This window comes from Paraburkholderia sp. CI3 (assembly GCF_050436505.1).
Lineage (GTDB): Bacteria > Pseudomonadota > Gammaproteobacteria > Burkholderiales > Burkholderiaceae > Paraburkholderia > Paraburkholderia tuberum.
This window is the reverse complement of record NZ_JBNDMI010000004.1, coordinates 1,796,628-1,823,080: the sequence shown is the minus strand read 5'-3', so window position 1 is coordinate 1,823,080 and position 26,453 is coordinate 1,796,628. Positions and strand designations below refer to the sequence as shown.

At 66.9% G+C, this 26,453-nt stretch carries 22 protein-coding genes; 13 read left to right on the top strand and 9 right to left on the bottom strand.

Annotated features, from left to right (window positions below):
• Window positions 1–3 precede the first annotated feature (3 nt).
• Window positions 4–1,224 carry a CaiB/BaiF CoA transferase family protein gene (locus OKW29_RS29710; protein ID WP_429293592.1) on the bottom strand — a complete coding sequence of 407 codons (1,221 nt, stop codon included), beginning with the start codon at window positions 1,222–1,224 and terminating at the stop codon, window positions 4–6.
• A 289-nt stretch (window positions 1,225–1,513) separates the two neighbouring features.
• Between OKW29_RS29710 and alaS the strand changes: the two genes are divergently transcribed.
• A complete protein-coding gene (gene alaS, locus OKW29_RS29705; RefSeq protein ID WP_429293591.1) occupies window positions 1,514–4,150 on the top strand; it encodes an alanine--tRNA ligase in 2,637 nt (878 codons plus the stop codon).
• A 161-nt stretch (window positions 4,151–4,311) separates the two neighbouring features.
• Here alaS and OKW29_RS29700 read toward each other — a convergent pair whose 3' ends face one another.
• Window positions 4,312–5,232 (bottom strand): LysR family transcriptional regulator, encoded by a 921-nt coding sequence (locus tag OKW29_RS29700; protein ID WP_429293590.1) that lies wholly within the window; start codon window positions 5,230–5,232, stop codon window positions 4,312–4,314.
• Between the two features lie 101 nt (window positions 5,233–5,333).
• On the opposite strand from OKW29_RS29700, the gene OKW29_RS29695 reads away from it, so the two are divergent.
• The 9 genes from OKW29_RS29695 to OKW29_RS29655 all read left to right on the top strand — a co-directional run bounded on the left by OKW29_RS29695 (window position 5,334) and on the right by OKW29_RS29655 (window position 14,035).
• Window positions 5,334–6,647 (top strand): YbfB/YjiJ family MFS transporter, encoded by a 1,314-nt coding sequence (locus tag OKW29_RS29695; RefSeq protein WP_429293589.1) that lies wholly within the window; start codon window positions 5,334–5,336, stop codon window positions 6,645–6,647.
• Window positions 6,648–6,734: 87 nt separating this feature from the next.
• The gene (locus tag OKW29_RS29690) at window positions 6,735–7,766 is read left to right on the top strand and encodes a threonine aldolase family protein (RefSeq protein WP_187628026.1); all 1,032 of its coding nucleotides are present in this window, start codon (window positions 6,735–6,737) and stop codon (window positions 7,764–7,766) included.
• Window positions 7,767–7,892: 126 nt separating this feature from the next.
• Window positions 7,893–8,423, top strand: a complete 531-nt coding sequence (locus tag OKW29_RS29685; protein WP_090801064.1) for an NUDIX domain-containing protein — start codon at window positions 7,893–7,895, stop codon at window positions 8,421–8,423.
• A 184-nt stretch (window positions 8,424–8,607) separates the two neighbouring features.
• Window positions 8,608–9,756 (top strand): iron-containing alcohol dehydrogenase, encoded by a 1,149-nt coding sequence (locus tag OKW29_RS29680; protein ID WP_429293588.1) that lies wholly within the window; start codon window positions 8,608–8,610, stop codon window positions 9,754–9,756.
• A gap of 28 nt (window positions 9,757–9,784) precedes the next feature.
• A complete protein-coding gene (locus OKW29_RS29675) occupies window positions 9,785–10,234 on the top strand; it encodes an acyl-CoA thioesterase (RefSeq protein WP_429293587.1) in 450 nt (149 codons plus the stop codon).
• 4 nt (window positions 10,235–10,238) lie between these two features.
• Window positions 10,239–11,177, top strand: a complete 939-nt coding sequence (locus tag OKW29_RS29670) for a branched-chain amino acid ABC transporter permease (protein WP_429293586.1) — start codon at window positions 10,239–10,241, stop codon at window positions 11,175–11,177.
• Window positions 11,170–12,516, top strand: coding sequence for a branched-chain amino acid ABC transporter permease (locus OKW29_RS29665; RefSeq protein WP_429293585.1), 1,347 nt, complete (start codon window positions 11,170–11,172; stop codon window positions 12,514–12,516). The genes OKW29_RS29670 and OKW29_RS29665 overlap by 8 nt, the downstream gene beginning before the upstream one ends.
• Window positions 12,513–13,313: an ABC transporter ATP-binding protein gene (locus tag OKW29_RS29660; protein ID WP_429293584.1), complete on the top strand. Its 801-nt coding sequence runs from the start codon at window positions 12,513–12,515 to the stop codon at window positions 13,311–13,313. The genes OKW29_RS29665 and OKW29_RS29660 overlap by 4 nt, the downstream gene beginning before the upstream one ends.
• Window positions 13,310–14,035: an ABC transporter ATP-binding protein gene (locus OKW29_RS29655; RefSeq protein ID WP_429293583.1), complete on the top strand. Its 726-nt coding sequence runs from the start codon at window positions 13,310–13,312 to the stop codon at window positions 14,033–14,035. Before OKW29_RS29660 ends, OKW29_RS29655 begins: the two co-directional genes overlap by 4 nt.
• A 33-nt stretch (window positions 14,036–14,068) precedes the next feature.
• Here OKW29_RS29655 and iolB read toward each other — a convergent pair whose 3' ends face one another.
• The 7 genes from iolB to OKW29_RS29620 form a co-directional block, all read right to left on the bottom strand.
• Entirely contained in the window at window positions 14,069–14,869 is an 801-nt protein-coding gene (gene iolB, locus OKW29_RS29650; protein ID WP_429293582.1) for a 5-deoxy-glucuronate isomerase, read from the bottom strand.
• On the bottom strand, window positions 14,866–15,774 hold the full coding sequence (gene iolE / locus OKW29_RS29645) for a myo-inosose-2 dehydratase (RefSeq protein ID WP_429293581.1): 909 nt from the start codon (window positions 15,772–15,774) through the stop codon (window positions 14,866–14,868). The genes iolB and iolE overlap by 4 nt, the downstream gene beginning before the upstream one ends.
• 19 nt (window positions 15,775–15,793) lie before the next feature.
• Complete coding sequence (gene iolD, locus OKW29_RS29640; RefSeq protein ID WP_429293580.1) at window positions 15,794–17,773, bottom strand: 3D-(3,5/4)-trihydroxycyclohexane-1,2-dione acylhydrolase (decyclizing); 1,980 nt, start codon at window positions 17,771–17,773, stop codon at window positions 15,794–15,796.
• On the bottom strand, window positions 17,770–19,794 hold the full coding sequence (locus OKW29_RS29635; protein ID WP_429293579.1) for a bifunctional 5-dehydro-2-deoxygluconokinase/5-dehydro-2-deoxyphosphogluconate aldolase: 2,025 nt from the start codon (window positions 19,792–19,794) through the stop codon (window positions 17,770–17,772). Before OKW29_RS29635 ends, iolD begins: the two co-directional genes overlap by 4 nt.
• Window positions 19,795–19,880: 86 nt before the next feature.
• Window positions 19,881–20,687: an ATP-binding cassette domain-containing protein gene (locus tag OKW29_RS29630; protein WP_090801043.1), complete on the bottom strand. Its 807-nt coding sequence runs from the start codon at window positions 20,685–20,687 to the stop codon at window positions 19,881–19,883.
• A 13-nt stretch (window positions 20,688–20,700) separates the two neighbouring features.
• Window positions 20,701–21,891 (bottom strand): ABC transporter permease, encoded by a 1,191-nt coding sequence (locus OKW29_RS29625; RefSeq protein WP_429293578.1) that lies wholly within the window; start codon window positions 21,889–21,891, stop codon window positions 20,701–20,703.
• Window positions 21,892–22,067: 176 nt separating this feature from the next.
• Window positions 22,068–23,114: a sugar ABC transporter substrate-binding protein gene (locus OKW29_RS29620; RefSeq protein WP_429293577.1), complete on the bottom strand. Its 1,047-nt coding sequence runs from the start codon at window positions 23,112–23,114 to the stop codon at window positions 22,068–22,070.
• A 276-nt stretch (window positions 23,115–23,390) separates the two neighbouring features.
• Between OKW29_RS29620 and OKW29_RS29615 the strand changes: the two genes are divergently transcribed.
• Genes OKW29_RS29615 through OKW29_RS29605 form a run of 3 tightly spaced genes read left to right on the top strand, consistent with a single transcriptional unit; the run spans window position 23,391 to window position 26,354 of the window.
• Entirely contained in the window at window positions 23,391–24,275 is an 885-nt protein-coding gene (locus OKW29_RS29615; protein ID WP_429293576.1) for a MurR/RpiR family transcriptional regulator, read from the top strand.
• Window positions 24,268–25,284 carry an inositol 2-dehydrogenase gene (iolG, locus tag OKW29_RS29610; protein WP_429293575.1) on the top strand — a complete coding sequence of 339 codons (1,017 nt, stop codon included), beginning with the start codon at window positions 24,268–24,270 and terminating at the stop codon, window positions 25,282–25,284. The genes OKW29_RS29615 and iolG overlap by 8 nt, the downstream gene beginning before the upstream one ends.
• On the top strand, window positions 25,284–26,354 hold the full coding sequence (locus OKW29_RS29605) for a Gfo/Idh/MocA family oxidoreductase (RefSeq protein WP_429293574.1): 1,071 nt from the start codon (window positions 25,284–25,286) through the stop codon (window positions 26,352–26,354). Before iolG ends, OKW29_RS29605 begins: the two co-directional genes overlap by 1 nt.
• The last annotated feature ends 99 nt before the right edge of the window (window positions 26,355–26,453 follow it).

Genomic DNA, 26,453 nt, shown 5'->3' with positions numbered 1-26,453 from the left:
CGATCAGATCACCGCTTTGCGCTTCAACTCGGCAATCGTCTGCGCGTCGTATCCGAGCACGTCGCTCAGCACCCGCTCGGTATGCTCGCCGAGCAGCGGCGGATGGCTCAGCGCCTGCGGCGGCGTGCCGGTCATGGTGATCGGATTGCGCACGAGCTTGACCGTGCCGCCCGACGGATGCGGCAGATCGACCTGCAGACCGCGCGCGACCACCTGCTCGTTGTCGAACACTTCGTCGAGGTTGTTGATCGGCCCGCACGGCACGCCGGCCGCTTCGAGCGCCGCGATCCATTGCTGCTTGCCCTGCAGGCGGACCATGTCCGCGAGCATCGGCACGAGCAGTTCGCGGTTGCGCACGCGCGCGGGGTTGGTTGCGAAACGCTCGTCGTCGGCGAGTTCCGGGCGGCCGCCCACTTCGACGAACTTGCGGAACTGTCCGTCATTGCCGACCGCGACAATGATCCATCCGTCGCTGGTCTGGAAGGTCTGGTAGGGCACGATGTTCGGATGCGCATTGCCCCAGCGCGCCGGCGGCTGGCCGCTCGCGAGGTAGTTCGAGTTCATGTTGGCGAGCATCGCGACCTGCACGTCGAGCAGCGCCATGTCGATGTATTGGCCAACGCCGGTGCGGTCGCGGTGCGTGAGCGCGGTCAGCACCGCGATCGTCGAGTACATGCCGGTCATCAGGTCGGCGATCGCGACGCCGGCCTTCTGCGGGCCGCCGCCCGGCTGACCATCGCGCTCGCCGGTGATGCTCATGAAGCCGCCGATCCCCTGCACGATGAAGTCGTAACCGGCGCGCTGCGCATATGGGCCGGTCTGCCCGAAGCCCGTGACCGAGCAGTAGATCAGGTCGGGCTTGACCTCTTTGAGCGATTCATAGTCGAGGCCGTACTTCTTCAACTGGCCGACCTTGTAGTTCTCGAGCACGACGTCGCTTTGCGCGGCCAGTTCGCGCACGATCCGCTGACCCTCGGGCGACGCGATGTCGAGCGTGACCGAGCGCTTGTTGCGGTTCGCCGCGAGATAGTAGGCGGCCTCGCGCGTGTCCGCGCCGTCCGGCGTTTTCAGATAGGGAGGCCCCCAGTGGCGCGTGTCGTCGCCGACCTCGGGGCGTTCGATCTTGATGACGTCGGCGCCGAAATCAGCGAGCGTCTGCGCGCACCATGGACCGGCGAGCACGCGGGTGAGATCCAGCACGCGGATGTGACTGAGAGCGCCCATGTTCCTGAATGTCTCCTGATGGTTGCAGGCCGCGCGGCGAGCTGCCATGCGTTATTTCGCGCGAAGTTTCGCGGAAGTCATCTTAAGCGATTCGCGCTCGCGGGCGCAGTCAGCCGAACGTCATGGCGCGGATCGGACGAGCGGACAAGCGAGCGCCAACCAGGCGGCGCGCAGCGCCGCGCGCGCTTGCCGATCCCGTATAATCAGTCGTTTAAAGAAACAGACAGTTGGCGCATCCCACCGACCGCCAGTCTCCGTCAGGAACCGTCAGGACCGTCCCCCGCCCGCTATGAAAGCCGCTGAAATCCGCGAGAAATTCCTCAAGTTCTTCGAATCGAAGGGCCATACGATCGTCCGTTCGTCGAGCCTCGTGCCCGGCAACGACCCGACACTGCTCTTCACCAATTCGGGGATGGTGCAGTTCAAAGATGTGTTCCTCGGCGCGGAATCGCGTCCGTATTCGCGGGCCACGACAGCGCAGCGCAGCGTGCGCGCCGGCGGCAAGCACAACGATCTCGAGAACGTCGGCTACACCGCGCGTCACCACACGTTCTTCGAGATGCTCGGCAACTTCTCGTTCGGCGACTACTTCAAGCGCGACGCGATCCACTACGCGTGGGAACTGCTGACCGGCGTCTACCAGCTGCCCAAAGACAAGCTCTGGGTCACCGTCTACCAGGAAGACGACGAAGCGCACGACATCTGGGCGAAGGAAGTGGGCGTGCCGGTCGAGCGCATCGTCCGCATCGGCGACAACAAGGGCGCGCGCTACGCATCAGACAACTTCTGGCAGATGGCCGACACCGGCCCGTGCGGCCCGTGCTCGGAAATCTTCTACGACCACGGCCCGGACGTGTGGGGCGGGCCGCCGGGATCGCCCGACGAAGACGGCGACCGCTACATCGAAATCTGGAACCTCGTGTTCATGCAGTTCAACCGCGACGCGCAGGGCAACATGACGCCGCTGCCGAAGCAATGCGTGGACACCGGCATGGGCCTCGAGCGCATCGCCGCGGTGCTGCAGCACGTGCACAGCAACTACGAGATCGACCTGTTCCAGGCGCTCATTCAAGCCGCTGGCCGCGAAACCGGCGTGGCCGATCTGGGCAACAACTCGCTGAAGGTGATCGCCGATCACATCCGCGCGTGCTCGTTCCTGATCGTCGACGGCGTGATTCCGGGCAACGAAGGCCGCGGCTACGTGCTGCGCCGTATCGTGCGCCGCGCGATCCGCCACGGCTACAAGCTCGGCAAGAAGGGTTCGTTCTTCCATCGCCTCGTCGCCGACCTCGTCGCGCAGATGGGCGACGCTTACCCTGAACTGAAGCAGGCCGAGCAGCGCGTGACCGACGTGCTGCGTCAGGAAGAAGAGCGCTTCTTCGAGACGATCGAGCACGGCATGTCGATTCTCGAGGCCGCATTGGCCGATCTCGACGCCGCAGGTGGCAAAACCAGCGGCAAGACGCTCGACGGCGAACTCGCGTTCAAGCTGCACGACACCTACGGCTTCCCGCTCGACCTGACCGCGGACGTCTGCCGCGAGCGCGAAGTGACGGTCGACGAATCCGCGTTCGACGACGCGATGGCGCGTCAGCGCGAGCAGGCTCGCGCGGCGGGCAAGTTCAAGATGGCGCAGGGTCTCGAATACTCGGGTGCGAAGACCACCTTCCACGGCTACGAAGAAATCGTCTTCGACGACGCGAAGGTCGTCGCGCTGTACGTCGATGGCGCGTCGGTGCAGCAGGCGCAGGCCGGCCAGCAGGCGGTCGTCGTGCTCGATCACACGCCGTTCTACGCCGAGTCGGGCGGCCAGGTCGGCGATCAGGGCGTGCTCGCCAACGCCAGCACGCGCTTTGCGGTCGTCGATACGCTGAAGGTTCAGGCCGACGTGGTCGGCCACCACGGCACGCTCGAGCAGGGCACGCTGAAGCTCGGCGACATCGTCAAGGCCGAAATCGACGCGGTGCGCCGCGCCCGCACGGCGCGCAACCACTCGGCCACGCACCTGATGCACAAGGCGCTGCGCGAAGTGCTCGGTTCGCACGTGCAGCAGAAGGGCTCCCTCGTCGACGCCGACAAGACCCGCTTCGACTTCGCCCACAACGCGCCGATGACGGACGAGCAGATCCGCCGCGTCGAGGAAATCGTCAACGCCGAAGTGCTGGCGAACGCGCCCGGCATCGTGCGTGTGATGTCGTACGACGAGGCGGTGAAGGGCGGCGCAATGGCGCTGTTCGGCGAAAAGTACGGCGACGAAGTGCGCGTGCTCGACCTCGGCTTCTCGCGTGAGCTGTGCGGCGGTACGCACGTGAATCGCTCGGGCGACATCGGTTTCTTCAAGATCGTGATGGAAGGTGGCGTCGCGGCCGGTATCCGTCGCGTCGAAGCGATCACCGGCGACAACGCGGTGCGCTACGTGCAGGAGCTCGAAGCGCGCGTCAACGCGGCCGCGGCCGTGCTGAAGGCACAACCGGCGGAACTCACGCAGCGCATCGGCCAGGTGCAAGACCAGGTGAAGGCGCTCGAGAAGGAACTGGGCGCGCTGAAGTCGAAGATGGCGTCGAGCCAGGGCGACGAACTGGCGGGCCAGGCGATCGAAATCGGCGGCGTGCATGTGCTCGCGGCGACGCTCGAAGGCGCGGACGTGAAGACGCTGCGCGAAACGGTCGACAAGCTCAAGGACAAGCTGAAGAGCGCGGCGATCGTGCTCGCGTCGGTGGAAGGCGGCAAGGTCAGCCTGATCGCGGGTGTGACCGCCGACGCCAGCAAGAAGGTCAAGGCGGGCGAACTGGTCAACTTCGTGGCCCAGCAGGTGGGCGGCAAGGGCGGCGGCCGTCCGGACATGGCGCAGGCCGGCGGTACCGAGCCGGCCAACCTGCCGGCGGCGCTCGCGGGCGTCAAGGGCTGGGTCGAAGGGCAGCTTTGATTCTGATGGTCGGTTGAGTCCGGCTCGACGCGAAGTCGAGCCGGGTTCGACGAAGGGGCCACGCGGTGCGCCAGCAGGTTCGGCGCGTTGCGTGGCCCCCTTCGCTTTTGCTGAAGCCGACCGGGTTGCGTCGAACCTTGTTGCCGGGGCGGATTCGACGATCAGACCACATTCGCATCCGCGGACGCCACCGCATCCACCTCGGCCGCCCCTTCCTGCGACGCCACCAGCGTGCGTCGCAGCGCATTGAGCGCCGCCGAAAAATGCCCGCGTCGCCACACCAGCAGCGTATCGATCATGCCGATATCGGGCAATTCGTGCACCGCGATATTGCTCGTGTCGGTCGCCAGATCGAGCACCGAGCGCGGTGCGACCGCGACGCCCGCGCCGGCCGCCACGCACGCGACGATCGCGTGATACGAGCCGAGCTCCAGCACCCGTTGCGGCCGCGTGCCGTGCTCCAGATACCACTTCTCGATATACGCGCGATACGCGCAGCCCCGCTCGAACGCGATCAGCGTCGATAGTGCGATGTCGCGCACTTCGCGGATCGGCCGATGACCGCGCGGCGTCAGCATCACGAGTTCCTCGCGGAAGATCGGCACGGTCTCGAACAGATCGCCGAGCGTGGCCGGATCGAGCGGCGTCGCGATCAGCGCCGCATCGACCTCGAACTCGCGCACCCGCTCGATCAGCCTGCCGGTCGTGCCCGTCTCCAATTCCAGTTCGACGGCCGGCCATTGCTGGTGATATTGCGCGAGCAGGCCCGGCAGACGCGTCGCCGCGACGCTTTCCATCGTGCCGAGACGCAGACGCCCGCTCGGACGATCCTCGCGCAGCGCGTGCCGCGCCTCGTCGGCGAGCGCGAGCAGCCGTTCCGCGTAGGGCAGCAGCGTCTCGCCGGCCGGCGTCAGCACGAGGCGGCGGCCGTCGCGGATGAAAAGCTCGGTGCCGAGCTGCTCCTCGAGCTGCTTGATGCGCGTGGTCACGTTCGATTGCACGCGATTGAGCTTCGCCGCGGCGCGCGTCACGCCGTTTTCGCGCACGACCGCGCGAAAAATGGTCAGAGCGGCCAGATCCATGATTCTCTCCTGGCGATGAATAACATTCTAATTATTCATTTTTCGTGATTCAAAGGTCAAGCTAGTATGAATTCATACCATCGCCGTTTGACCGTCCGATCATGAACGATCTTGCTTCCCACGCGCACCCGCGCTTCCACGAGCCGCACGCCGCCCGGCGCGCGGCGCTCGCCTGCATGGTCACGCTGGCCGTCGCGCTCGGTATCGGGCGCTTCGCATTCACGCCGCTGCTGCCGCTGATGCTGCACGGCGCCGCGCTCGGCCAGCCGCAGATCGATATCCAGCATGGCGGCTGGCTCGCGTCGTTCAATTACGCCGGCTATTTCGCCGGCGCGATGACGTGCGCGGCGCTGCGGGTCGAGCCCGCGCGCATGGTGCGCGTCGGACTCGCCGCGACCGTGCTGCTGACGCTCGCGATGGGCGTCACTGGCCAGTTCTGGGCGTGGGCGCTGGTGCGCTTCGTCGCCGGCGCGGTCAGCGCATGGACCTTCGTGTTCGCGTCGCAGTGGGGCTTGCGGCGGCTCGCCGAACTGGGCGCGCAGGCGTGGAGCGGCGTCATCTATACGGGGCCGGGCGTGGGCATCGTCGGCACCGGCTTGCTGGTCAGCATCGCGGGTGGCTATGGCGCGGTGGTCGGATGGATCGGCTTTGCGGCGATCGGCGCGGTGCTGTCGGTGCTGGTGTGGCCGGTGTTTGGCGAAGCGCGGCGTGCGGGAACAGCGAAGCCTGCCGCTGCAAGCTCCGCAACCGCAAAGCCCGCCACCGGATCGCGCGCCGGCGCAAACCAGCCGCCTCGTACGGCCGGCATTCAGACGAGCCATGCCGTCCACCGCGCCGACGCGTTCTGGCTGGTTCTGCTCTACGGTATACCGGGCTTCGGCTACATCATCACCGCGACCTTTCTGCCGGTCATCGCGCGCCACGCGTTGCCGGGCTCGGCGTGGCCGGACCTGTTCTGGCCGATGTTAGGTGCGGCGCTGATCGTCGGCGCATTGCTCGCCGCGCGTTTGCCCGTGCATTGGGACAACCGCGCGCTGCTCGCGGGCTCGTATCTGCTGCAGGCGCTCGGCATCGCGCTGGGCATCGTATGGCCGACGGCGGGCGGGTTCTCGCTCGGCAGCATCCTGATCGGCCTGCCGTTCACCGCGATCACGCTATTCGCGATGCGCGAGGCGCGGCGTCTGCGCGGCGACGACGCGGCCGGGCTGATGGGTTATGCGACGGCGGCCTATGGCATCGGTCAGATCGCGGGTCCGTTGGTGGCCGCGCCGATTGCCGCGCACACGGGGTCGTTTTCGCTGGCGCTGTGGCTCGCCGCAGGCGCGCTACTGGCGGGGGCGGCGGGCCTGATCGCAGTGACGCGCGTGCCGCGTGGCCCGCGCCGTGGCCGCATGCCGGATTGCGGTTGCAGCTAAGACGCGAAAACAAATCTCGCACGGGCGCACTAAAATGACCGCTTTCCGTCATTCCCTCGCGCCTGTCGCAGGGCGCGTCGCTCGACCATGCAACATTTCGCGTCCGACAACTACGCCGGCATCTGTCCCGAAGCGCTCGACGCGCTGATCGCCGCCAACAACAGCGGCCACGAGCCGGCCTACGGCGACGACTCCTGGACCAACCAGGTCTGCGACCGTCTGCGCGACCTGTTTCAGACCGATTGCGAAGTGTTCTTCGTGTTCAACGGCACGGCGGCCAATTCGCTCGCGCTCGCGTCGCTGTGCCAGTCGTACCACTCGGTGATTTGCCACGAACTCGCGCACATCGAGACCGACGAGTGCGGCGGCCCCGAGTTCTTTTCGGGCGGCTCGAAACTGCTGACGGCGCCGGGCATCGCCGGCAAGCTCACGCCCGATGCGATCGAGTCCATCATCACGCGGCGCGCCGATATCCACTATCCGAAACCCAAGATCGTCACGCTGACGCAGTCGACCGAGGTCGGCACCGTCTACAGCGTCGAGGAAGTGCGCGCCATCGCGGCGATCGCGAAGCGTCGTCATCTGAAGGTGCACATGGACGGCGCGCGCTTCGCGAACGCGGTCGCCGCACTCGACGTGCATCCGTCGGAAATCACATGGCGCGCGGGCGTCGACGTGCTGTGTTTCGGCGGCACCAAGAACGGCTTGCCGGTCGGCGAGGCGGTGGTGTTCTTCGACCGCGCGCTCGCCGACGATTTCGCCTATCGGCTGAAGCAGGCGGGACAGCTCGCATCGAAGATGCGCTTCATCTCCGCGCCGTGGCTCGGCCTGCTCGACAACGACGTATGGCTGCGCAATGCGCGTCACGCGAACGCGATGGCGCGTCTGCTGGAGACGCGGTTGCAGGAAATCCCCGGCGTGAGCATCATGTTTGCGAGCGAATCGAACGCGGTGTTCGCGCAGTTGCCGCCGCATGCCGCGAAGGCGATGCGCGCGCGCGGCTGGAAGTTCTACGAGTTCATCGGCGCGGGCGGTTGCCGGCTGATGTGCGCGTGGGACACGCAGCCCGACACGGTCGAGCGTTTCGCCGCCGACGTGCGTGAGCTGTGCGTCGCGTGATGGAAGACGCGTGAGGTTGCTGGAACCCGAGTTACCAACGGCGCCTCGATGCACCACTCGGCACACGCGCAAAGCCACCCAACTACGCCCCGCCAGAAAACACGAAACAAAGAGACGTCCCCCGCCATGACCGAGTACCGATTCTGTCCCCGCTGCGCGAAACCCCTGACCGAACGCGCCGACCCCGACCACGAGGGCGGCCGCGTCCGTCAGAGCTGTCCCGATACCGAGTGCGGCTACGTCCATTGGAATAACCCGCTGCCGGTCGTCGCGGCGATCGTCGAGTACGAGGGCAAGATTCTGCTCGCGCGCAATGCCGCGTGGCCCGAAGGCATGTTCGCGCTGATCACCGGCTTCCTCGAAAACGGCGAGACGCCGGAGCAGGGCATCGCGCGCGAAGTGATGGAGGAGACCTCGCTGCACGCCGGGTCGGTCGAGCTGATCGGCGTGTACGAATTCATTCGCAAGAACGAGCTGATCATCGCGTATCACGTGAAGGCGCATGGGACGATCGCGCTGTCGCCCGAGCTGCTCGAATACCGGCTCGTCGAGCCCGCGAAGCTGCGGCCGTGGCGCGCGGGCACCGGCCAGGCGCTCGGCGAATGGATGCGGCGACGCGGGTTGCCGTTCGAATTCGTCGAGCGGCCGGGGCAGTGAGGCGTTCGGCCCATCGAGCCGCAACATTGGCCAGCACACAGACGACGCAGAAATCACAGCCAACATGGAGAGAGCCCACAACGCACGCGACACCACACGACTCGGCACATCCATCGACGCATCACCGAACCGATCATCCACGTCAATCGGCGGTCAATGAGCGCACGCTCAGGGAGAAAACGGCATGGCCTACATCTACTACCTGACCCATATTCATCTGGGCTACGACGCACTGTCGCAACTGTCGTCCGAGTGCACGCGCATCGGCATCGAGCGGCCTCTGGTGATCAGCGACAAGGGCGTCGTCGCGGCCGGCATTGCGCGGCAGGCACTCGACGCGCTGAAGCTCGGCGACGTGCCGCTGTTCGACGACACGCCGTCGAACCCGACCGAGGAAATGGTGCTCGCGGCCGCCCAGGTGTATCGCGACGAGCGCTGCGACGGGCTGATCGCGGTGGGCGGCGGTTCGTCGATCGATCTCGCGAAGGGCGTCGCGATCGCGGCCACGCATCCGGGGCCGCTCACGCAGTACGCGACGATCGAAGGCGGCAGCGCGAAGATCACCGACGCCGTCGCGCCGCTGATCGCGATTCCGACCACGGCCGGCACTGGCAGCGAAGTCGCGCGCGGCGCGATCGTGATCCTGAACGACGGCCGCAAGCTCGGCTTTCACTCGTGGAATCTGCTGCCGAAATCGGCGCTGTGCGATCCCGGTCTCACGCTCGGCCTGCCGCCGGGGCTGACCGCCGCGACCGGCATGGACGCGATCGCGCATTGCATCGAGACCTTCCTCGCGCCGGCCTTCAATCCGCCCGCCGACGGTATCGCGCTCGACGGCCTCGAACGCGCGTGGCACAGCATCGAGCGCGCGTGCGCGGACGGCCGCGATCGCGAGGCGCGCCTGAACATGATGAGCGCGTCGATGCAGGGCGGGATGGCGTTCCAGAAGGGCCTCGGCTGTGTGCACTCGCTGTCGCATCCGCTGGGCGGCCTGAAGGTGAACGGCCGCACGTCGCTGCATCACGGCACGCTGAACGCGGTCGTGCTGCCCGCGGTGCTGCGCTTCAACGAGCGCGCGCCGAGCGTGGTGGCCGAGCGTCGCTATGCGCGCATGCGTCGCGTGATGGGGGTGCCCGAGCATGCGGATCTCGCGCAGGCGCTGTTCGACATGACGGCGCGGCTTGGACTGCCGACCGGCCTCAGGCAGATGGGCGTCGACGAAAGCATGTTCGACAAGGTCGTGCAGGGCGCGCTGGTCGACCATTGTCATCGCACGAATCCGCGCGAGGCGAGCGGCGACGACTATCGCCGCATGCTGACCGAGTCGCTGTGATCCTCGCCTCCACCAACCGCCACGTCCGATGAACAAACCCGCCCCCGCCGGCCGCGCCGCGTATCCGCATTTCCTGCCGATCACCACGCGCTGGATGGACAACGACGTCTACGGCCACGTGAACAACGTCGTCTACTACAGCTATTTCGACACCGTCGTGAACGAGTATCTGATCCGCGCGCGCGTACTCGATTTCGAGCACGGCACGACGATCGGGCTGGTCGTCGAGACGCAGTGCAACTACTTCGCGCCGCTCGTGTTTCCCGATCGCATCGACGCGGGCTTGCGCGTCGCGCGGCTCGGCACGTCGAGCGTGCGCTACGAGGTGGGGCTATTTCGTGATGGCGACGCCGAACCCGCCGCGCAAGGGCATTTCGTGCACGTCTACGTGGATCGCGCGACGCGTCATCCCGTGAACCTGCCCGCCGAGCTGCGCGCGGCGCTCGAACCGTTGTGCGTCGTCGGGCCGGCGGACTAGACGCGTGCAGTCGTTCATCATCACTCTGCTCAACGGCCTGAGCTACGGGCTGTTGCTGTTCATGCTGTCGGCCGGGCTGACGCTGATCTTCAGCATGCTCGGCGTGCTCAACTTCGCGCATGCGAGCTTCTATATGCTCGGCGCGTACGTCGGCTTTTCGGTGGCGGCGCGCGCCGGCTTCTGGAGCGCGCTGGTGGTTGCGCCGCTCCTCGTCGGTCTGCTCGGCGCGGCGCTCGAACGCTGGCTGCTGCGGCGCGTGCGCGGGCACGGGCATCTGCCCGAACTGCTGCTGACGTTCGGCGCCGCCTATCTGCTCGGCGAACTCGTCAAGCTCGGCTGGGGGCTCGGTCCGCTGTCGGCGAGGATTCCGGCGGTGCTCGACGGTCCGCTGTTCTCGCTGTACGGCGCGGTCTTCACGCGCTACCGCGCGTTCATGATGGCGGTGTCGCTCGCGATGCTCGCGGCGCTCGTCGCGATGCTGCGCGTGTCGAAGACGGGCTTGATCGTGCGCGCCGCGCTCACGCATGCGCAGGCCGTCGAAGCGCTCGGGCACGACGTGCCGCGCGTGTTCACCGGCGTGTTCGCGGCCGGTACCGCGCTCGCCGCGCTGGCCGGCGTGATCGGCGCGCCGCTGTTCGTCATCGAGCCGGCGATGGCGGAGTCGCTCGGCTCGATCGTGTTCGTCGTGGTCGTGATCGGCGGGCTCGGGTCGCTGAGCGGGGCGCTCGTCGGGTCGCTGCTGGTGGGGTGCCTGCAAACGCTGGCGGTCGCGAGCGATCTGTCGTTGGGCGACGTGGTGTCGCTCGCCGGCGCTGTTCTGCCGCCCAAATGGGACGCGCTGACGCTCGCGCAACTCGCGCCGCTGCTGCCGTACCTGCTGCTCGTCGCGGTGCTGGCGACGAGGCCGCGCGGGCTGTTCGGACGGCGAGACGATCATGCGTAAGCGGGGCGGGTCGTCAGACGCGCTGGAAAGCGAGGCGCCGCCTCGCGGGGGCGGCCGTGCGCTCGCGCCGTGGCTCGCGCTCGTTGCCTTTCTGGCCGTACCGCCTTTCATCTGGCCGCACAGCTGGCTGCTCGGCTATCTCGCGCAAAGCGCGACGATGATCGTGTTCGCGCTGTCGTACAACCTGCTGCTCGGCGGGACCGGGCTGCTGTCGTTCGGGCACGCCGCTTATGCGGGGCTCGGCGCGTTGATCGCCGCGCGGGTGTTCAACGCGGGCGGCATGCCGCTCGTGCTGCTGCCGTTGGTCGGCGGCATCGGCGGCGCGCTGTGCGGCGTGCTGTTCGGCTTCATCGCGACGCGTCGTGCCGGCACCGCATTCGCGATGATCACGCTCGGTCTCGGCGAGCTCGTCGTCGCGGCCGCGTGGACGCTGCCGGGCTGGTTCGGCGGTGAGGCGGGCGTCGCGATCGATCGCGCGAGCGGGCCAGCCCTCGGCGGCTGGAGCTTCGGTCCGGCGCGCGAGGCCTATGCGCTGATCGCGCTGTGGAGCGTCGTCGCCAGTGTCGCGATGTTCGCGCTGTCGCGCACACCGTTCATGCGGCTCGCGAACGCTGTGCGCGACAACCCGGCGCGGGCGGCGGCGATCGGCTGCTATCCGCGGCGGATTCGCTATGGCGTGATCGTGCTGTCGGCGTTTTTCGCGGGCGTCGCGGGCACGCTCGGGCTGATCAATATCGAACTCGTATCGACTGAGAGCGTCGGCATGATGCGCTCGGGCGCGGTGCTGATCGCGACCGTGATCGGGGGCACGGCGGCGTTCTTCGGGCCGGTCGCGGGGGCGATCGTGCTGACGTTTTTCAGCGTGGTGGTCGCCAGTGTCACGCGGGCGTGGCTGTTCTATCTCGGGCTGTTTTTCGTCGTCGTCGTGCTGGCCGCGCCGGATGGGCTCGCCGGCTTTGCCCCGCGGCAGACGGCGCGGATTGCCGCCAACGGCTGGCGACGTTGCCGCGCCGCGTATTGCTGGAGCGCGGCGGCGGGGGTGCTGTGGCTCGCGGCCATCGTGTTCGCGGTGCAGTGGGCCTATGCGGCGCAGTTCGGCGCGGACGAAGGTGCGGTTTCAGGTGGGTTGTTCGGCGCATGGTTCGGCGCCGGGGCAGGTGCGGGCGCTGGCGCGGGTACCGAAGTCACCGTCGCGCCGCCGCTGTCGCCGCTTCCTCTTGCGCTGGCGCTCGTTGCGCTCGCCGCTCTGGCTGCGCTGACCACGCGCCATGCGCTGCGCGCGCATGCGCGCATCACGGGCCACGCACGCGCGGCACGATTCCCCGGAGCCGCACGATGATCCCCGCACTCGCGCTCTACGGCATCGAAAAACGTTTCGGCTCGACGCAAATCCTGCGCGGCGTCGATCTCGCGATCGAGCCAGGCGAGCGGCACGCGCTGATCGGCCCGAACGGCGCGGGCAAGTCCACGCTGTTCAACCTGATCGGGGGCGGCGCGCGGCCGAGCGCGGGGCGTATCCACCTGTTCGGCGCGGACATCACGCGGCTCGCGCCGGCCGCGATCGCGCGCCGTGGCCTCGCGCGCAGCTTTCAGAGCACCAGCGTGTTCGCGCGGCTGTCCGTGTTCGACAACCTGCGCTGCGCGGCGCAGCTTGCCGAACGCGATCGCACGCGCTGGTGGCAGCGTCTGACCGGCACGGCCGCGGTCGATGTGCGCGCGGCCGACGTGCTCGACGCGGTCGGCCTCGGCGCGCGCCGCGACGTCGCGGCCGGCACGCTCAGCTACGCGGAGCAGCGCGCGCTCGACCTCGGCATCGCGCTCGCGGGCGGCGCGCACACGCTGCTGCTCGACGAACCGACGGCGGGCATGAACCGCGCGGAAGCGGCACGCGCGATCGAGCTGATCCGCCACACCACCGCCGGCCGCACGCTGCTGATGGTCGAGCACGATATGGATGCGGTGTTCGCGATCGCCGATCGCATTTCGGTGCTGGTGCAAGGGCGCATCATCGCAAGTGGATCGCCGGCCGCGATTCGCGCCGACGCGGCGGTACGGGCCGCGTATCTGGGTGAACGCTTCGACGTCGGCTCAGGCGCGCGGGCGGGTGATGAACCGGACCATGGAGCAGGCCGATGAGCGCGCTGCTCGACATTTGCGACCTGAATGCGTGGTATGGCGCGAGCCAGGCGTTGCACGGCGTCACGCTGAGCATCGAGCCCGGCGAAGTGGTCGCGCTGGTCGGCCGCAACGGTTCGGGCCGCTCGACGCTCGCACGCGCGATCATGGGCCTCGTGCGCTGCGAGGGCGAACTGCGTTTCGCGGGGCGTTCGCTCGCCGGTCGGCGCACGTTCGAGATCGCGCGGCTCGGGCTCGGCTATGTGGCCGAGCATCGCGACGTGTTCGCCGCGCTGAGCGTGCATGAAAACCTGCTGCTCGGCATTGCGCCGGCTGCCGCATCGCGTGCGCGCGGCCGCGCGCCGCGCTTCACGCTCGACGACGCGTACGCGCTGTTCCCGGTGCTCGCCGGGCGCAAGCGCACGCGCGCCGGCGCGCTGTCGGGCGGCGAGCAACAGATGCTCGCGCTCGCGCGGGCGCTGCTCGGAGATCCCGATCTGCTGTTGATCGACGAGCCCGGCGAAGGGCTCGCGAGTCTCGTGATGCAGCAGGTCGCCGCCTGTCTGCACACGCTGCGCGAGCGTGGCGTCGCGATGTTGCTGATCGAGCAGAGGCTCGTGATCGCGCGGGACATCGCGTGCCGCGTCGCGGTGATGGGGCACGGCGAGATCGTGTTCGACGGCGCGCTGGCGTCGTTTATGTCGCGCGACGACGTGATGCGCGAATGGCTCGGGGTTGGCTGACGCGCGACTACGGACAAACTACGGACAAGTTAGTCAAGCATCCTTGTTGATGATCCATGCGTGCGCCGGATCGTTATGGAAATGCCAGACCCGCCGGCTGCCCGCCATCACGTTCAGATAATACGAGTCGTAGCCGTACGGCACGATCACCGGGTGATAGCCGCGCGGCACCATGACGACGTCGTGATCCTCGACGGCCATCGATTCGTCGATATCGCGTGAGTCGGTGTACACGCGTTGGAATGCGAAGCCTTGCGGCGGATCGAGCCGGTGGTAATAGGTTTCTTCGAGCGAGCTTTCGAGCGGGATATTGTCGGTGTCGTGCTTGTGCGGCGGGTAGCTCGACGCGTGCCCGCCCGGCGTTCTCACTTCGACCACCAGCAGCGATTCCGCCGGCTCGGTGTGCGGAAGAATGTCGCACACGTAACGCGTATTCAGCGACTTACCGCGCGTCGAGCGCTTCATCGACGCCGGCTCGATCAGCCGCGCCGGATACTCGCCCTTGGCCGGCGCGCTCGCGACACCGATCTCCGCGTCGCGGCATGCGCGCACCGTCGCGCGCACCTTCGGCGGCAAATACACCGCGTACGGCGCCGCGTCTTCGAACACGCTGTCGCGTGAACCGAGCGAGCTCCACGTCGTGCCCGGCGTTTCGATATCGACCGCGCCGCTGAGCACGACGATGCACGCTTCGCGCGCCGGCTCGAACACGTAGACGAGTTCGTTCGCGCCGAGCCGGTACGCGGCGAATCCCACATAGCGCCAGCAGGCCGACTGCGGCGTCACGCGCGCGATCGTCTGGCCTTCGCGCTCTGCCTTCACTAATAAGCTCATGCTGCCTCCTTGCCGAGCGGCGCATCGACGAGCGCCCGCAAAGTTCCATATCCCTTCTGCGCATAGTCGAACGGCGGCGCGACCACCGGGTCCTGCTCCGCCTCGACGACGAGCCAGCCGCAATAACCGTGCCGCTTCAACCGGTCGATCAGCGCCGGAAAATCGACCGCGCCGTCGCCGGGCACCGTGAACGCACCGGCGATCACCGCATCGAGAAAACTCCAGTTGCGATTGCGTGCGAGCTTCATCACGGCGGGGCGCACGTCCTTGCAGTGCACGTGGCAAACGCGCGCGATGTGTTTGTCGAGCACGGCCAACGGATCGCCGCCCGCCAACGTGATGTGCCCGGCGTCGAACAGCAGGCCGACCGCGTCGCCTGTGCGCGCCATCAACTGATCGACGTCGGCAGGCGTTTCGACGTACGCGCCCATATGATGATGATAGGCGAGCCGCACGCCGCGACTCAGCGTATAACGCGCGAATTCATCGACGCGTGCCGCGTAGCCGGCCCATTGCGCGTCGCCGAAAAAGCGCGGCCGTTGATACAGCGGGCGCGGCGCGCCCTGGATCGAATCGGCGACTTCGCCATACACCATCACGGTCGCGCCGTTCTGCGCGAGCAACTCCAGATGCGGGCCGACCGCGTCGATTTCTTCGGCGACGCTGCGCCTGGCCAGTTGTCCCGAGTACCAGCCGGACACGAGCGCGAGGTCGTATTGCGCGAGCAGCGTTTTCAGCGCTTGCGGCTCGCGAGGAAACTTGTTGCCGAGTTCGAAGCCCTGATAGCCAATCTGGCGACCCTCGGTCAGCGCGACTTCGAGCGGCGTCTCGCCGCCGAGCGACGGCAGGTCGTCGTTCATCCACGACAGCGGGTTGATGCCGATGCGTACGTCGAAAGCAGTCATGCCGGAGTCCTCATGGTTCTCAGTCGTGATCGGCGCCCTGTGACGGCGCAGGCGTCGCGGGCGGCGCCGCGCGCGCGGCGAGCTGCGCGTCGTACTTCGCGCGGGCCTCGCGCACCTCGGTGCGCGTCGACACTTCGGGCACCGCGACTTCCCACCACCAGCCACCGTCTTCGGTGGTGCGAGCCGGGTCGGTGTCGATGCTGATCACGTACGTGCCTCGCGCCGCGCGCGCGCGTTGCAGTGCCGCTTCGAGCTCGGCGAGATTGCGCGCATGCTCGGCTTGCGCGCCGAGCGCGCGCGCATGCGCGGCGAAGTCGATGCGCGGCACGCCTTCCGGTGCGTGCACGCAATCGTCGAGCAGATTGTTGAACGGTGCGCCACCGCAAGCCTGTTGCAGTCGATTGATGCAGCCGAAGCCGCGGTTGTCGAGCACGACGACGATCAGCTTCGCGCCGAGCATCACCGAGCTCGCGATCTCGCTGTTCATCATCAGATAGCTGCCGTCGCCGAGAATCACGATCACCTCGCGCTCGGGCCGCGCGAGCTTGACGCCGAGGCCGCCCGCGATCTCGTAGCCCATGCACGAATAGCCGTATTCGACGTGATACGCGCCGGGCCGGCCCGCGCGCCATAGCTTGTGCAGATCGGCGGGCAGCGTGCCGGCCGCGCAGACGACGATGTCGTCGGTCGGCGAGTGCGCGCTCGAACGCTGCACCGCGCCGATCACGTCGCCCTCATAGGGCAGTACCGCGTCGCGTTGCGGCGCATGGGTGAGCGTTTGCACGGTGTCGCGCCAGCTCGCCGCGAGCTTGTGTGCGCGCGCGGTCCAACTGCGCTCGGCGTGCCAGCCATGCAGCGGCCCCGTTAGCGCAGCGAGCGCGAGTTTCACATCGGCTTCGACGACGAAGCCGCGATGCTTGAGCGCGTCGAATCCGTTCGCGTTGATCGCGATCACGTCGGCTTGCGTGAACAGCGTGTTCGAGCCGGTCGTGAAGTCTTGCAGCCGCGTGCCGAGCGCGAGCACGCAGTCGGCGTCATGCGCAAGCGCGTTGGCAGCCGCTGAGCCGGTCACCCCGAGCGCGCCTGCATTCAGCGGATCGTTCCACGCGAGCGAGCTTTTGCCGGCCTGCGTTTCCGCGACCGGCACACCATGCGCGCTCGCGAAGCGGTGCAGCGCATCGGCCGCGCGGCTGTACAGCACGCCGCCGCCCGCGACGATCAACGGACGCTTCGCGTGCCGCAAGCGCGCGCACGCGGCGTCGATATCGTCGCTACGCGGCGCGGGTGCGTGAAAGCGCACGACACGCGGCGTGAAAAAGTCCTCCGGGAAGTCCCACGCCTGCGCCTGCACGTCCTGCGGCAGCGCCAGCGTGACGGGGCCGCACAACGCGGCATCGGTGAGCACGCGGATCGCGCGCGGCAGCGCGCTCAGCAATTGCGCAGGATGCACGATGCGGTCGAAGTAGCGCGACAGCGGCTTGAACGCGTCGTTCGCGGAGACGCCGCCATCGTTGAAATCCTCGACCTGCTGCAAGACCGGATCGGGCGCGCGCGACACGAAGATGTCGCCGGGCAACAGCAGCACCGGCAAACGGTTCACGTGCGCGAGCGCGGCCGCGGTCAGCAGATTGGTGGCGCCTGGGCCGATCGACGTCGTCACGGCCATCATGCGGCGGCGAAAGTGCGCCTTCGCGTAGGCGATCGCACTGTGCGCCATCGCCTGCTCGTTGTGCGCGCGCAACGTCGGCAGCGCGTCGCGATGCTGATACAGCGCCTCGCCGATGCCCGCGACGTTGCCGTGACCGAAAATCGCGAACACGCCGCCGAACAGCGGTTCGACGTTGGTGCCGTCTTCGCTGGCGACGCGTTGCGCGGCCAGATAGCGCACGAGCGCCTGCGCCATCGTCAGGCGAATCGTGCCGCCGTTGCGCGCAGGCGCGTGCGCTTGCGTCGCGCCGCTGGCGGACGGGGTGTCGTCATGCATGATGCGCTCGTTCATGCTGCCTGCTCCTGATGAGCGTGATGAGGTGTGCCATGCGCCGCCGGTTCGCCGCGCGCACCGCGCCACGCGGCGATCAGCGTTTCGAACGTGAGGCGCACGCGCGCGATCAGTTCGTCGTCGCCAATTTCACCGGCGAGCCACGCATGGCTCGGTTCGTGAAAGATCGTGCGGCCGACCGTGAAGCCGCGGCACGTCGCCGCTTGCGCGGCCGCGCGAAAGCCCTCGCTCAATTGCTCGACCGCCGCCGACAAACCGAGCAGCACGACGCCACGGCAATACGGATCGCGCCCGGCGATCAGCGCGTCGATGGCCTGCCATTGCGCGGCGTCCATCGGTTCGAGCTTCCACCACTCGGGGTAGATGCCGAGGTTGTACAGGCGCTTCAACGCGCGATATACGATGTCCGGTCCCTGCGGCAGCGACACATGCTTCGGAGGAATCACTTCGAGCAGCAGTTCGTGGCCGCTTGCCTGGGTCGCGTCATACAGCGCGCGCAGTTGCGCCTCCTGTTCGAGCCGCTGCTCGATCGGCTCGTCGGGATGAAACTGCACGAGGCATTTCACGACATGTTCCTGCGGCCACGCGATCAACGTGGTGCCGATCGAACGACCATGGTCGAACACGAGCGGCACGGAGCCGGGCAGTTCGACCGGGCGGCCGATCCACCAGCCGCGACCGGTCGCGGCATTCAGCGCGTCCTGACCATAGCGGTCGTCGATCAGTACGCCGATGCGTCCCTGCAAGTTCAATGCACGTTCGGTTTGCGCGACCGCTTCGACGAACAAGCCCTTCAACCGGGCAATTCGCGCTTCGTCGGCACCGGTCTGCTGCGCGAGTTCGAAGAACGGGTTGCGATGATCGAAAGCGAAGCCGAGCACCTCGTGCCACGCCTTGCGTGCCGGCGACACGCGATGCAGTCTTGCGAGCTTCGCATCGCGATCGGGGCGGCGCATGCGTTGCGGATCGGCCTGCGCTTCGCGCAGGAAGTAGTCGAGTTCGGCCGATGTCGGCATCGCCGGGGCGCAGCCGTGCCGAGACACGACCAGCGCGCCGCTCGCATTCGCGGCGCGCGCGCAGGCGTCGAGCGGCTGATCGCGCAGCCAGCCGGACAGGAAGCCGGAAGCGAACGCGTCGCCCGCGCCGAGCACGTTCAGCACTTCGACTTCGACGCCGCCATGAATCGGCGCATCGTCGAGCGATGCAGGCACCTCGCCGTCGATGATCTGACAGCCGAGCGGCCCGCGTTTCAGCACGAGCGTGGCCGGCGTCACCGCGCGCACCATCGCGAGCGCGTCGGCGAGGTCGGTCTTGCCGCCGGCGATGCGAAACTCTTCCTCGGTGCCGATCACCAGATCGAACAGCGGCAGAATCCGCTGCAAATGCGCGCTGACGCCTTCGCTCGCCACGAAACGCGTCTCGCCGTCGGCCTTGCCCGTGAGTCCCCACAGCACCGGGCGGTAGTCGATGTCGAGCACGGTGCGCACGTCGTTGCGGCGCGCGTAGTCGAGCGCGCGACGGCTCGTGCGATTGACCTGCTCGGTCGAGAAATGCGTGCCGGTGATCAGCAGCGCTTTCGATGACGCGATGAACGCCTCGTCGAAGTCGGCCTCGTCGACCGCCATGTCCGCGCAGTTCTCGCGGTAGAAGATCAGCGGAAAGGTGTCACGGTCCTTCAGGCCGAGCAGCACGAGCGCGGTCAGCCGATCGTGATCGATGCGCACGTGACTCACGTCGCAGCCTTCCTTCGTGAGCGTCTCCGTCAGGAAGCGCCCCATGTGATCGTTGCCGACGCGCGCCAGCATGGCCGCGGCAAGCCCGAGCCGCGCGCAGCCGAACGCGATGTTCGCCGACGAGCCGCCGAGATACTTCGCGAAGCTCGACACGTCTTCGAGCCGTGCGCCGACCTGCTGCGCGTACAGATCGACGGCCAGCCGGCCGAGGCACACGATGTCGCGGGCGCGCCCCGGCGCGAACCGGCTGCCCGCTGCGTTACCGCTGGAGGTGCTGGAGTGAGCCATGAATAGTCCTGAGTAACAGTGCGCGGTGGGTGCGCGTCGGCCAGCCGGGCGAAACGCGCCGAGGCTGGACGTGCCGCGCGAATCGGTCAGATCGTCGCACCTTCGAGTTCGCCGATCATCTTCTGCATCTCGGCGCCGCCGGCCATCATGTCGAGCACTTCGTTCTTGCTGATCGTCTGTTTGGTGAACGTGCCGAGCGAGCGGCCGCGATTGAGCAGCGTGAACGAATCGCCGATCGGATACGCGTGGTGGACGTTGTGCGTGATGAAGATCACCGAGATGCCTTTGGCGCGCGCCTTGTGGATCAGCTTCAGCACGTTGAAGCTCTGCTTGACGCCGAGCGCGGCGGTCGGTTCGTCGAGAATCAGCACGCGCGCGCCGAAGTGGATCGCACGCGCAATCGCCAGACATTGACGCTCGCCGCCCGACATCGTGCCGATCGGCTGATGCGGGTCGCGCACGTTGATGCCCATTTCGGCGAGCTTGTCGCGCGCGGTGGTTGCGCAGGTTTCGAGGTCCATCACGTTCAGAAGGCCGAACAGCTTTTTCTGCGGCTCGCGGCCCATGAAAAAATTGCGCGCGACCGATAGCAGCGGCACCAGCGCGAGATCCTGGTAGACGGTTGCGATACCGAGATCGAGCGCGTCTTTCGGCGACGTGAAGTGCACCGGTTTGCCGTCCACCCGGTAGGTGCCTTTGCTCGGCTGATACACGCCCGCGAGCGTCTTGATCAGCGTCGACTTGCCGGCGCCGTTGTCGCCGAGCAGGCAATGCACTTCGCCGCGTATGAGGCGCAGCGTGATGTCGTTCAGCGCGATGATGTTGCCGAAATAACGGCTGACGTTTTCCAGCGACAAAATGATGTCGTCGGTGTTCTGTTCGGGGGTGCTCATCAGGAACCTCCGTCTAGCGCGATGCCGCGACGCGGCCGCGCACGTAGTGGTTGAACAGCACGGCGAACAGCAGCATCACGCCGAGGAACACGCGGAACCAGTCGGAATCGACGTTGGTGTACGTGATGCCGATCTGCACGACGCCGAAGATCAGCGCACCGAAGCATGCGCCGATCACCGAGCCGTAGCCGCCTGTCAGCAGCGTGCCGCCGATCACCGCGGCGATGATCGCCTCGAACTCCGCCTGCAAACCGCGGTCGGCCGCGGCCGAACCGATGTCGCACACCTGAAGTACTGCATACAGGGCCGAGCAGAACGCGGTCAGCACGAACAGCGAAATCTTCACGCGACGCACCGGCACGCCGACGTTCTTGGCCGCGTTGGCGTCGCCGCCGACCGCGAAAATCCAGTTGCCGAAGCGCGTCCTGGCGAGCGTGAACGCACAGACCACGGCGAGCACGAGCCACCACAGCAGCACCTTCGGAATGCCCGGCACGAGCGGCGTGCCGTTGTCGAGCAGCTTCACGAGGCCGAGGTGGCCGAGCCACACGAACAGACCTTTGAACGCGACGCCCTGGAAGAACGTGTGCGCGAACCAGTCCTGACGCGCGACGTCGCCGACGCCGGAGATGATGGTGCGATCGGCGAACATCACCGATAGCGCGAGCGTGAGACCGCGCAGTATGAACAGGAACGCGAGCGTGACGATGAACGAAGGCAGGCGCGTGCGCATCACCAGATAGCCGTTGAGCGCGCCGAGCAGCATCGAGCCGACGAACGCGAACACGATCGCGAGCCAGATCGGCCAGTGGAAGTACATGGTCGGCAGCGCGACCATCATGCCGGCAAAGCCGATCATCGAACCGATCGACAGATCGAACTCGCCGGCGATCATCAGCAGGCACGCGCCGACCGAGATCAGACCGAGATAGGCGGCGACCTGCGACCAGTTCATCACGCCGTCGAGGTTGAACATCCCCGAGTTGCCGGCCGCCACGCCGAACACGATGAACACCATCACGGTGCCGGCGAGCGCCGCGAATTCCGGTCGGCCGAGCAGATGGCGGAACCAGGATTCCTCGCGCACGCGTTCGTCGACGGCAGCGGATTGCGGGGCGGTCGTCGCAGCAGACTTCGCCGGGTCCTGCGGATCAGGCGGCGGTTGCTTGCGGTGATGGGGATGAAACAGGTCGGCGACACCCATTGAAGCTCTCCTTGATACGCCCGCGACCGGCGGGTCGGCGCAATGCCGTGGGCGTTTGCGAATCCGCTGAGCGGGCGGGCGCCGGCAAGACGCCATGCGTCCCGCCGGTCACTGCCTTTTCAACCTTGCCGCCGGCGCGGCGGCTCAGGCGCGCGATGCGATGCGTTGCCGTGCGTTCAGCGGTACTGGCCGGCGTACTTCAGCACCTTGTCGACGTTGGCCTTCGTGATGAAGCCCGGGCCCGAGCCGATATTGCGCGGCCCGTAGGACGGCGTGAGCCCATAAGTGGCAAGACGCTCCTTGAACTTCGGATTCGCCTGCAGGATCTCGCGGATTTTGGCTGGATCGGTGGTGTGGTCCTTCTTCACGATCGCGAGTACGGCAACCGGGATATAGCCCTGCAAGTACGGTTGCTGGTCGATCGCGAACTGGATCGTGCCGTCCTGGATGCCCTTCGCGATGTCGCTGTCGAAGTCGAACGTCGCGAACCAGATCTTGCCGGCGAGGCCCATCTGCTGCAGCGCCTTCAGCGTCGGATCGGCCGACAGCGGACCGAGCGTCAGCACCGCCTGGGTATCCGGATGGTTGCGCAGGAACGCGCTGACCTTCGACTGCACGCCGGTCGGGTCCTGGCCCGTGTCGAGCGTCGAGGTTTTGAAGTTGGCGCCGATCGCTTCGGCGAAACCGCGGCAGCGTTCGAACGAAGCCGGGTTCGTCGCGTAGTGGTTCACGCACAGGAACGACTTGATGCCGGCGGCCTTGGCCTTTTCTCCGGCGGCTTTGCCGGCCGCGAACTCGGGCTGGCCGACGTGCATGATCGCGCCGAGCTTCGCGCTTTGCTCCTCGGTGCCCGAATTGATCGTGACGAGCGGAATGTGCTTCTCGGTGACCTTCGCGATCGAGCTCTTCAGCACGTCGAAGTCGGCGATCGACACGATCACGCCGTCGTAGTTGCGCGCGGCCGCCTGCTCGACGAGACGCGCCATGTCGGCGATGTCGCCGTTCGGCGGATTGCGGTAGTCGGTCTGAACGTTGAAGTCCTCGTCGGCCTGCTTGATCGCGTTCTTGATCGTGTTCCACCACGAGTCCGAATCCGGCGCGTGGCTGATCAGCACGAAGTGCGCGTCCGCCGCGCGGGCGGCCGAGGTCGCGCCGAATCCCGTCGCCAACGTCAACGCCGTTACCAGAATCCTGAGCGTTGCCTTGCCTCTGCAAAGTCTCATTGTCTCCACCTTTCTCGGTCTGTCGTTCGTTATTGAGGGAGCGACTGGCGGGCGGCTTTCCATTCCGATGACCCACACAACGAGGCCGAAGCGCCATCGCTCACGACCAAGAGTAGGTCATCTTCCGAAGCCTTGCAAAGAAAATTTCATGAGAAATAAAAATGGAAAATACGTTCCATTTGACCGGGCGGCCGCCTATACTCGGCAACGTCGGATGCACGTTGCGGCGGGCCGCGGGCGCGTCTGCCGCATTGCAGGAAACCCCGAGAGGCTGTCATGGCGGAACAGATCACCGAAGAAGCGGTGCCGAGCGTCGACGAATTGATGCAGCGCATCGCGGATACCTACGAGTCGCTGCCGCGGCAGTTGAAAAGCGTCGCGACGTACATCGAGCAGCATCGCTCGAGCGTGATGATGGATCGCACGAGCGATATCGCCGCGAGTTGCGGCGTGCATCCGTCGGCGGTCGTGCGCTTTGCGCAGCGCTTCGGCTTTTCCGGGTTTTCGGATCTGCAGGCGGTGTTTCGTCAGGCGTATACGGGGCAGGGCGTGTCGTCGTCGAGCTATCAGCAGCGCATCCGCAAGCTGATCGACGAGAAGCCCGGCACCTTGTCGGGCGGCGCGGTCGCGCGCGAGTTCATCGCCGCGTCGCGCGGCGGCCTCGAAGAACTCGAAGCGGGCCTCGACGACAAGCAGTTCGACGCCGCCGTGAAGATGCTGCAACAGGCCGACAACATCTACGTGATCGGGGTGCGGCGCTCGTTTCCGGTCGCGAGCTACATCGTCTATGCGTTGCAGCACACGCACAAGCGCGTGCATCTGGTGTCTGGCTTCGGCGGCATGTATCGCGAGCAGATCCGCAGTGTCAGGAAGGGCGACGTGGTGATTGCGATCAGCTTCGCCCCATACGGCAAGGAGACGCAGTACTGTCTGCGCGTCGCGCATCATCATCAGGCGAAGACGCTCGTCATTACGGATAGCCAACTATCGCCGCTCGCACGCTACGCCAGCACGCAGCTGTACGTGAAAGAGGGCAGCGCGTTCGCGTTCCGCTCGCTGACCAGCACGATCTGCCTGTGCCAGGCGCTCTTCATCGCGCTCGCGTACAAGCTCGAACTGAACGTTGAAGAATCCAACGACACTGGAGGCTACGATGACTGACGCGGTAAACACGATCGACGTCGCCGTATTCGGCGCGGGGCGCATCGGCAAGATCCATGCGGCGAATCTCGCGCGGCAGCCCGGCGTGCGGCTCAAATACGTGGTCGACGTGAATCGCGAGGCGGCCGCCGCGCTCGCCGCGCAGCATGGCGCGCAGGTTGCGGATAGCGACGGCGCGATCGGCGATGCATCGATCGGTGCGACCGTGATCTGTTCGAGCACCGACACGCATGCGGACCTGATCGTCAAATCGGCCGCGCAGAACAAGCACGTGTTCTGCGAGAAGCCGGTCGATCTCACGTTGGAGCGCGCGCGGATGTGCGCAGAAGCGGTGGAGCGCGCCGGTGTCGTGTGCATGATCGGCTTTCAGCGGCGCTTCGATCCGACGTTTTCCGCGTTGAAAGCGCGTCTCGACACGGGCGAGATCGGCACGCCGGAAATGCTCGTCGTCACGAGCCGCGATCCGGGCGCGCCGCCGCTCGAGTACATCCGGCACTCGGGCGGCATCTTCAAGGACATGCTGATTCACGACTTCGACATCTGTCGCTGGATTCTCGACGACGAAGCCGACACGCTGCACGCCACCGGCAGTTGCCTCACCGACCCCGCGATCGCCGACGCGGGCGACATCGATTCGACCGCGGTGACGATCCGCACGAAGCGCGGGCGGCTGTGCCAGATCAACACCGCGCGGCGCGCTGCCTACGGCTACGACCAGCGCTGCGAAGTGCTCGGCAGCACCGGCATGCTGCAAGCAGGCAACGTTCGGCCCACCGAAGTCACCGCGTACTCGAAGACGGAAGTATCGACCGACGTGCCCGAGGCGTTTTTTCTCGAACGCTATCGCGCGGCCTACGCGCTCGAAATCGCGCATTTCTTCGACGCGCTCACGCATGACAAGCCGGTGCGCACGACCGTCGCGGATGGCCTGAAAGCGCTCGAACTCGCGGAAGCCGCGACGCGGTCGTGGCGCGAGGGCCGTGCGATCAAACTCGGCGAGGCAGCGTGATGAAGCCCGCCACGGAGCGCTTGCGGATCGGCGTGGTCGGCCTTGGGCGGCTTGGCAAGCGGCATGCGGAGAATCTCGCGTATCGCGTGCCGGGCGCGACGCTCACGGCCGCGTGCAGTCCGCTCGAAGATGAACTGGCATGGGCGCGTGCTGCGATGCATGGGGCAATGCATGGGTCGCTGCATGAGCCGCGTCTCTACACCGATTACGCGGACCTGCTCGTTGATCCGCACGTCGACGCGGTATGGCTCGTCACGCCGTCGTCGCTGCACGCGCAGCAGATCGTCGACGCATTGCGCGCCGGCAAGCATGTGTTCTGCGAAAAGCCGCTGTCGCTCGATGTCGCCGAATGCGAGCGCGTGCTGGCCGAAGCGGCGCGCTATCCGCACCTGCAGGCGACGATCGGCTTCATGCGCCGCTTCGATCCGAGCTACCGCGACGCGTTCGATAAAATCGCCGCCGGCCAGATCGGCCGGCCGTTCCTCGTGCGCTCGCAAACCACCGATAAAAACGACGACGACGGTTTCTTCGTGCGCTTCGCGGCGACCTCAGGCGGCATCTTTCTCGACTGCACGGTGCACGACATCGACGTCGCCCGCTGGCTGCTCGGCAAGCCGCGCGCGACGCGCGTGTTCGCGGCGGGCACGGTCGCGCTGCACGAGGGTCTGCGCGAATTCGGCGACGTCGACAACGGTGTCGCGATCTGCGAATTCGAGGGCGGCAAGCTCGCGATGTTCTACGCGTCGCGCACCCAGGCGCACGGCAACGATACGCACAGCGAAGTGATCGGCACGGCGGGCGCGCTGACGATCGGCCGCAATCCGCGCGCGAACCGCGTCGAGATCTACGACGCGACCGGCATTCGCAACGAGTGCACGCCGAACTTTTTCGACCGGTTCGAGGACGCGTTTCTGCACGAGGCACGCGCGTTCGTTGCAGCGGTGCAAAAAGGGCCGGGGAAGGGCGATGCGGCACAGAGTGGCGCGACGCTCGCCGATGCGCTCGAAGCGACGCGTATCGGCGTGGCGCTGCGCGAGTCGCTGCAAAGCGGTGAGGCGGTGACGCTGTAACGGCGCGCGGCACGGCTCGCGCGTGGAAATGGGCGTCGTGGCGATGCCCGGCGGCGCCGCTCCGCCTGCTGTAGAATTTGACCCTCTGTCCGGCGTCGT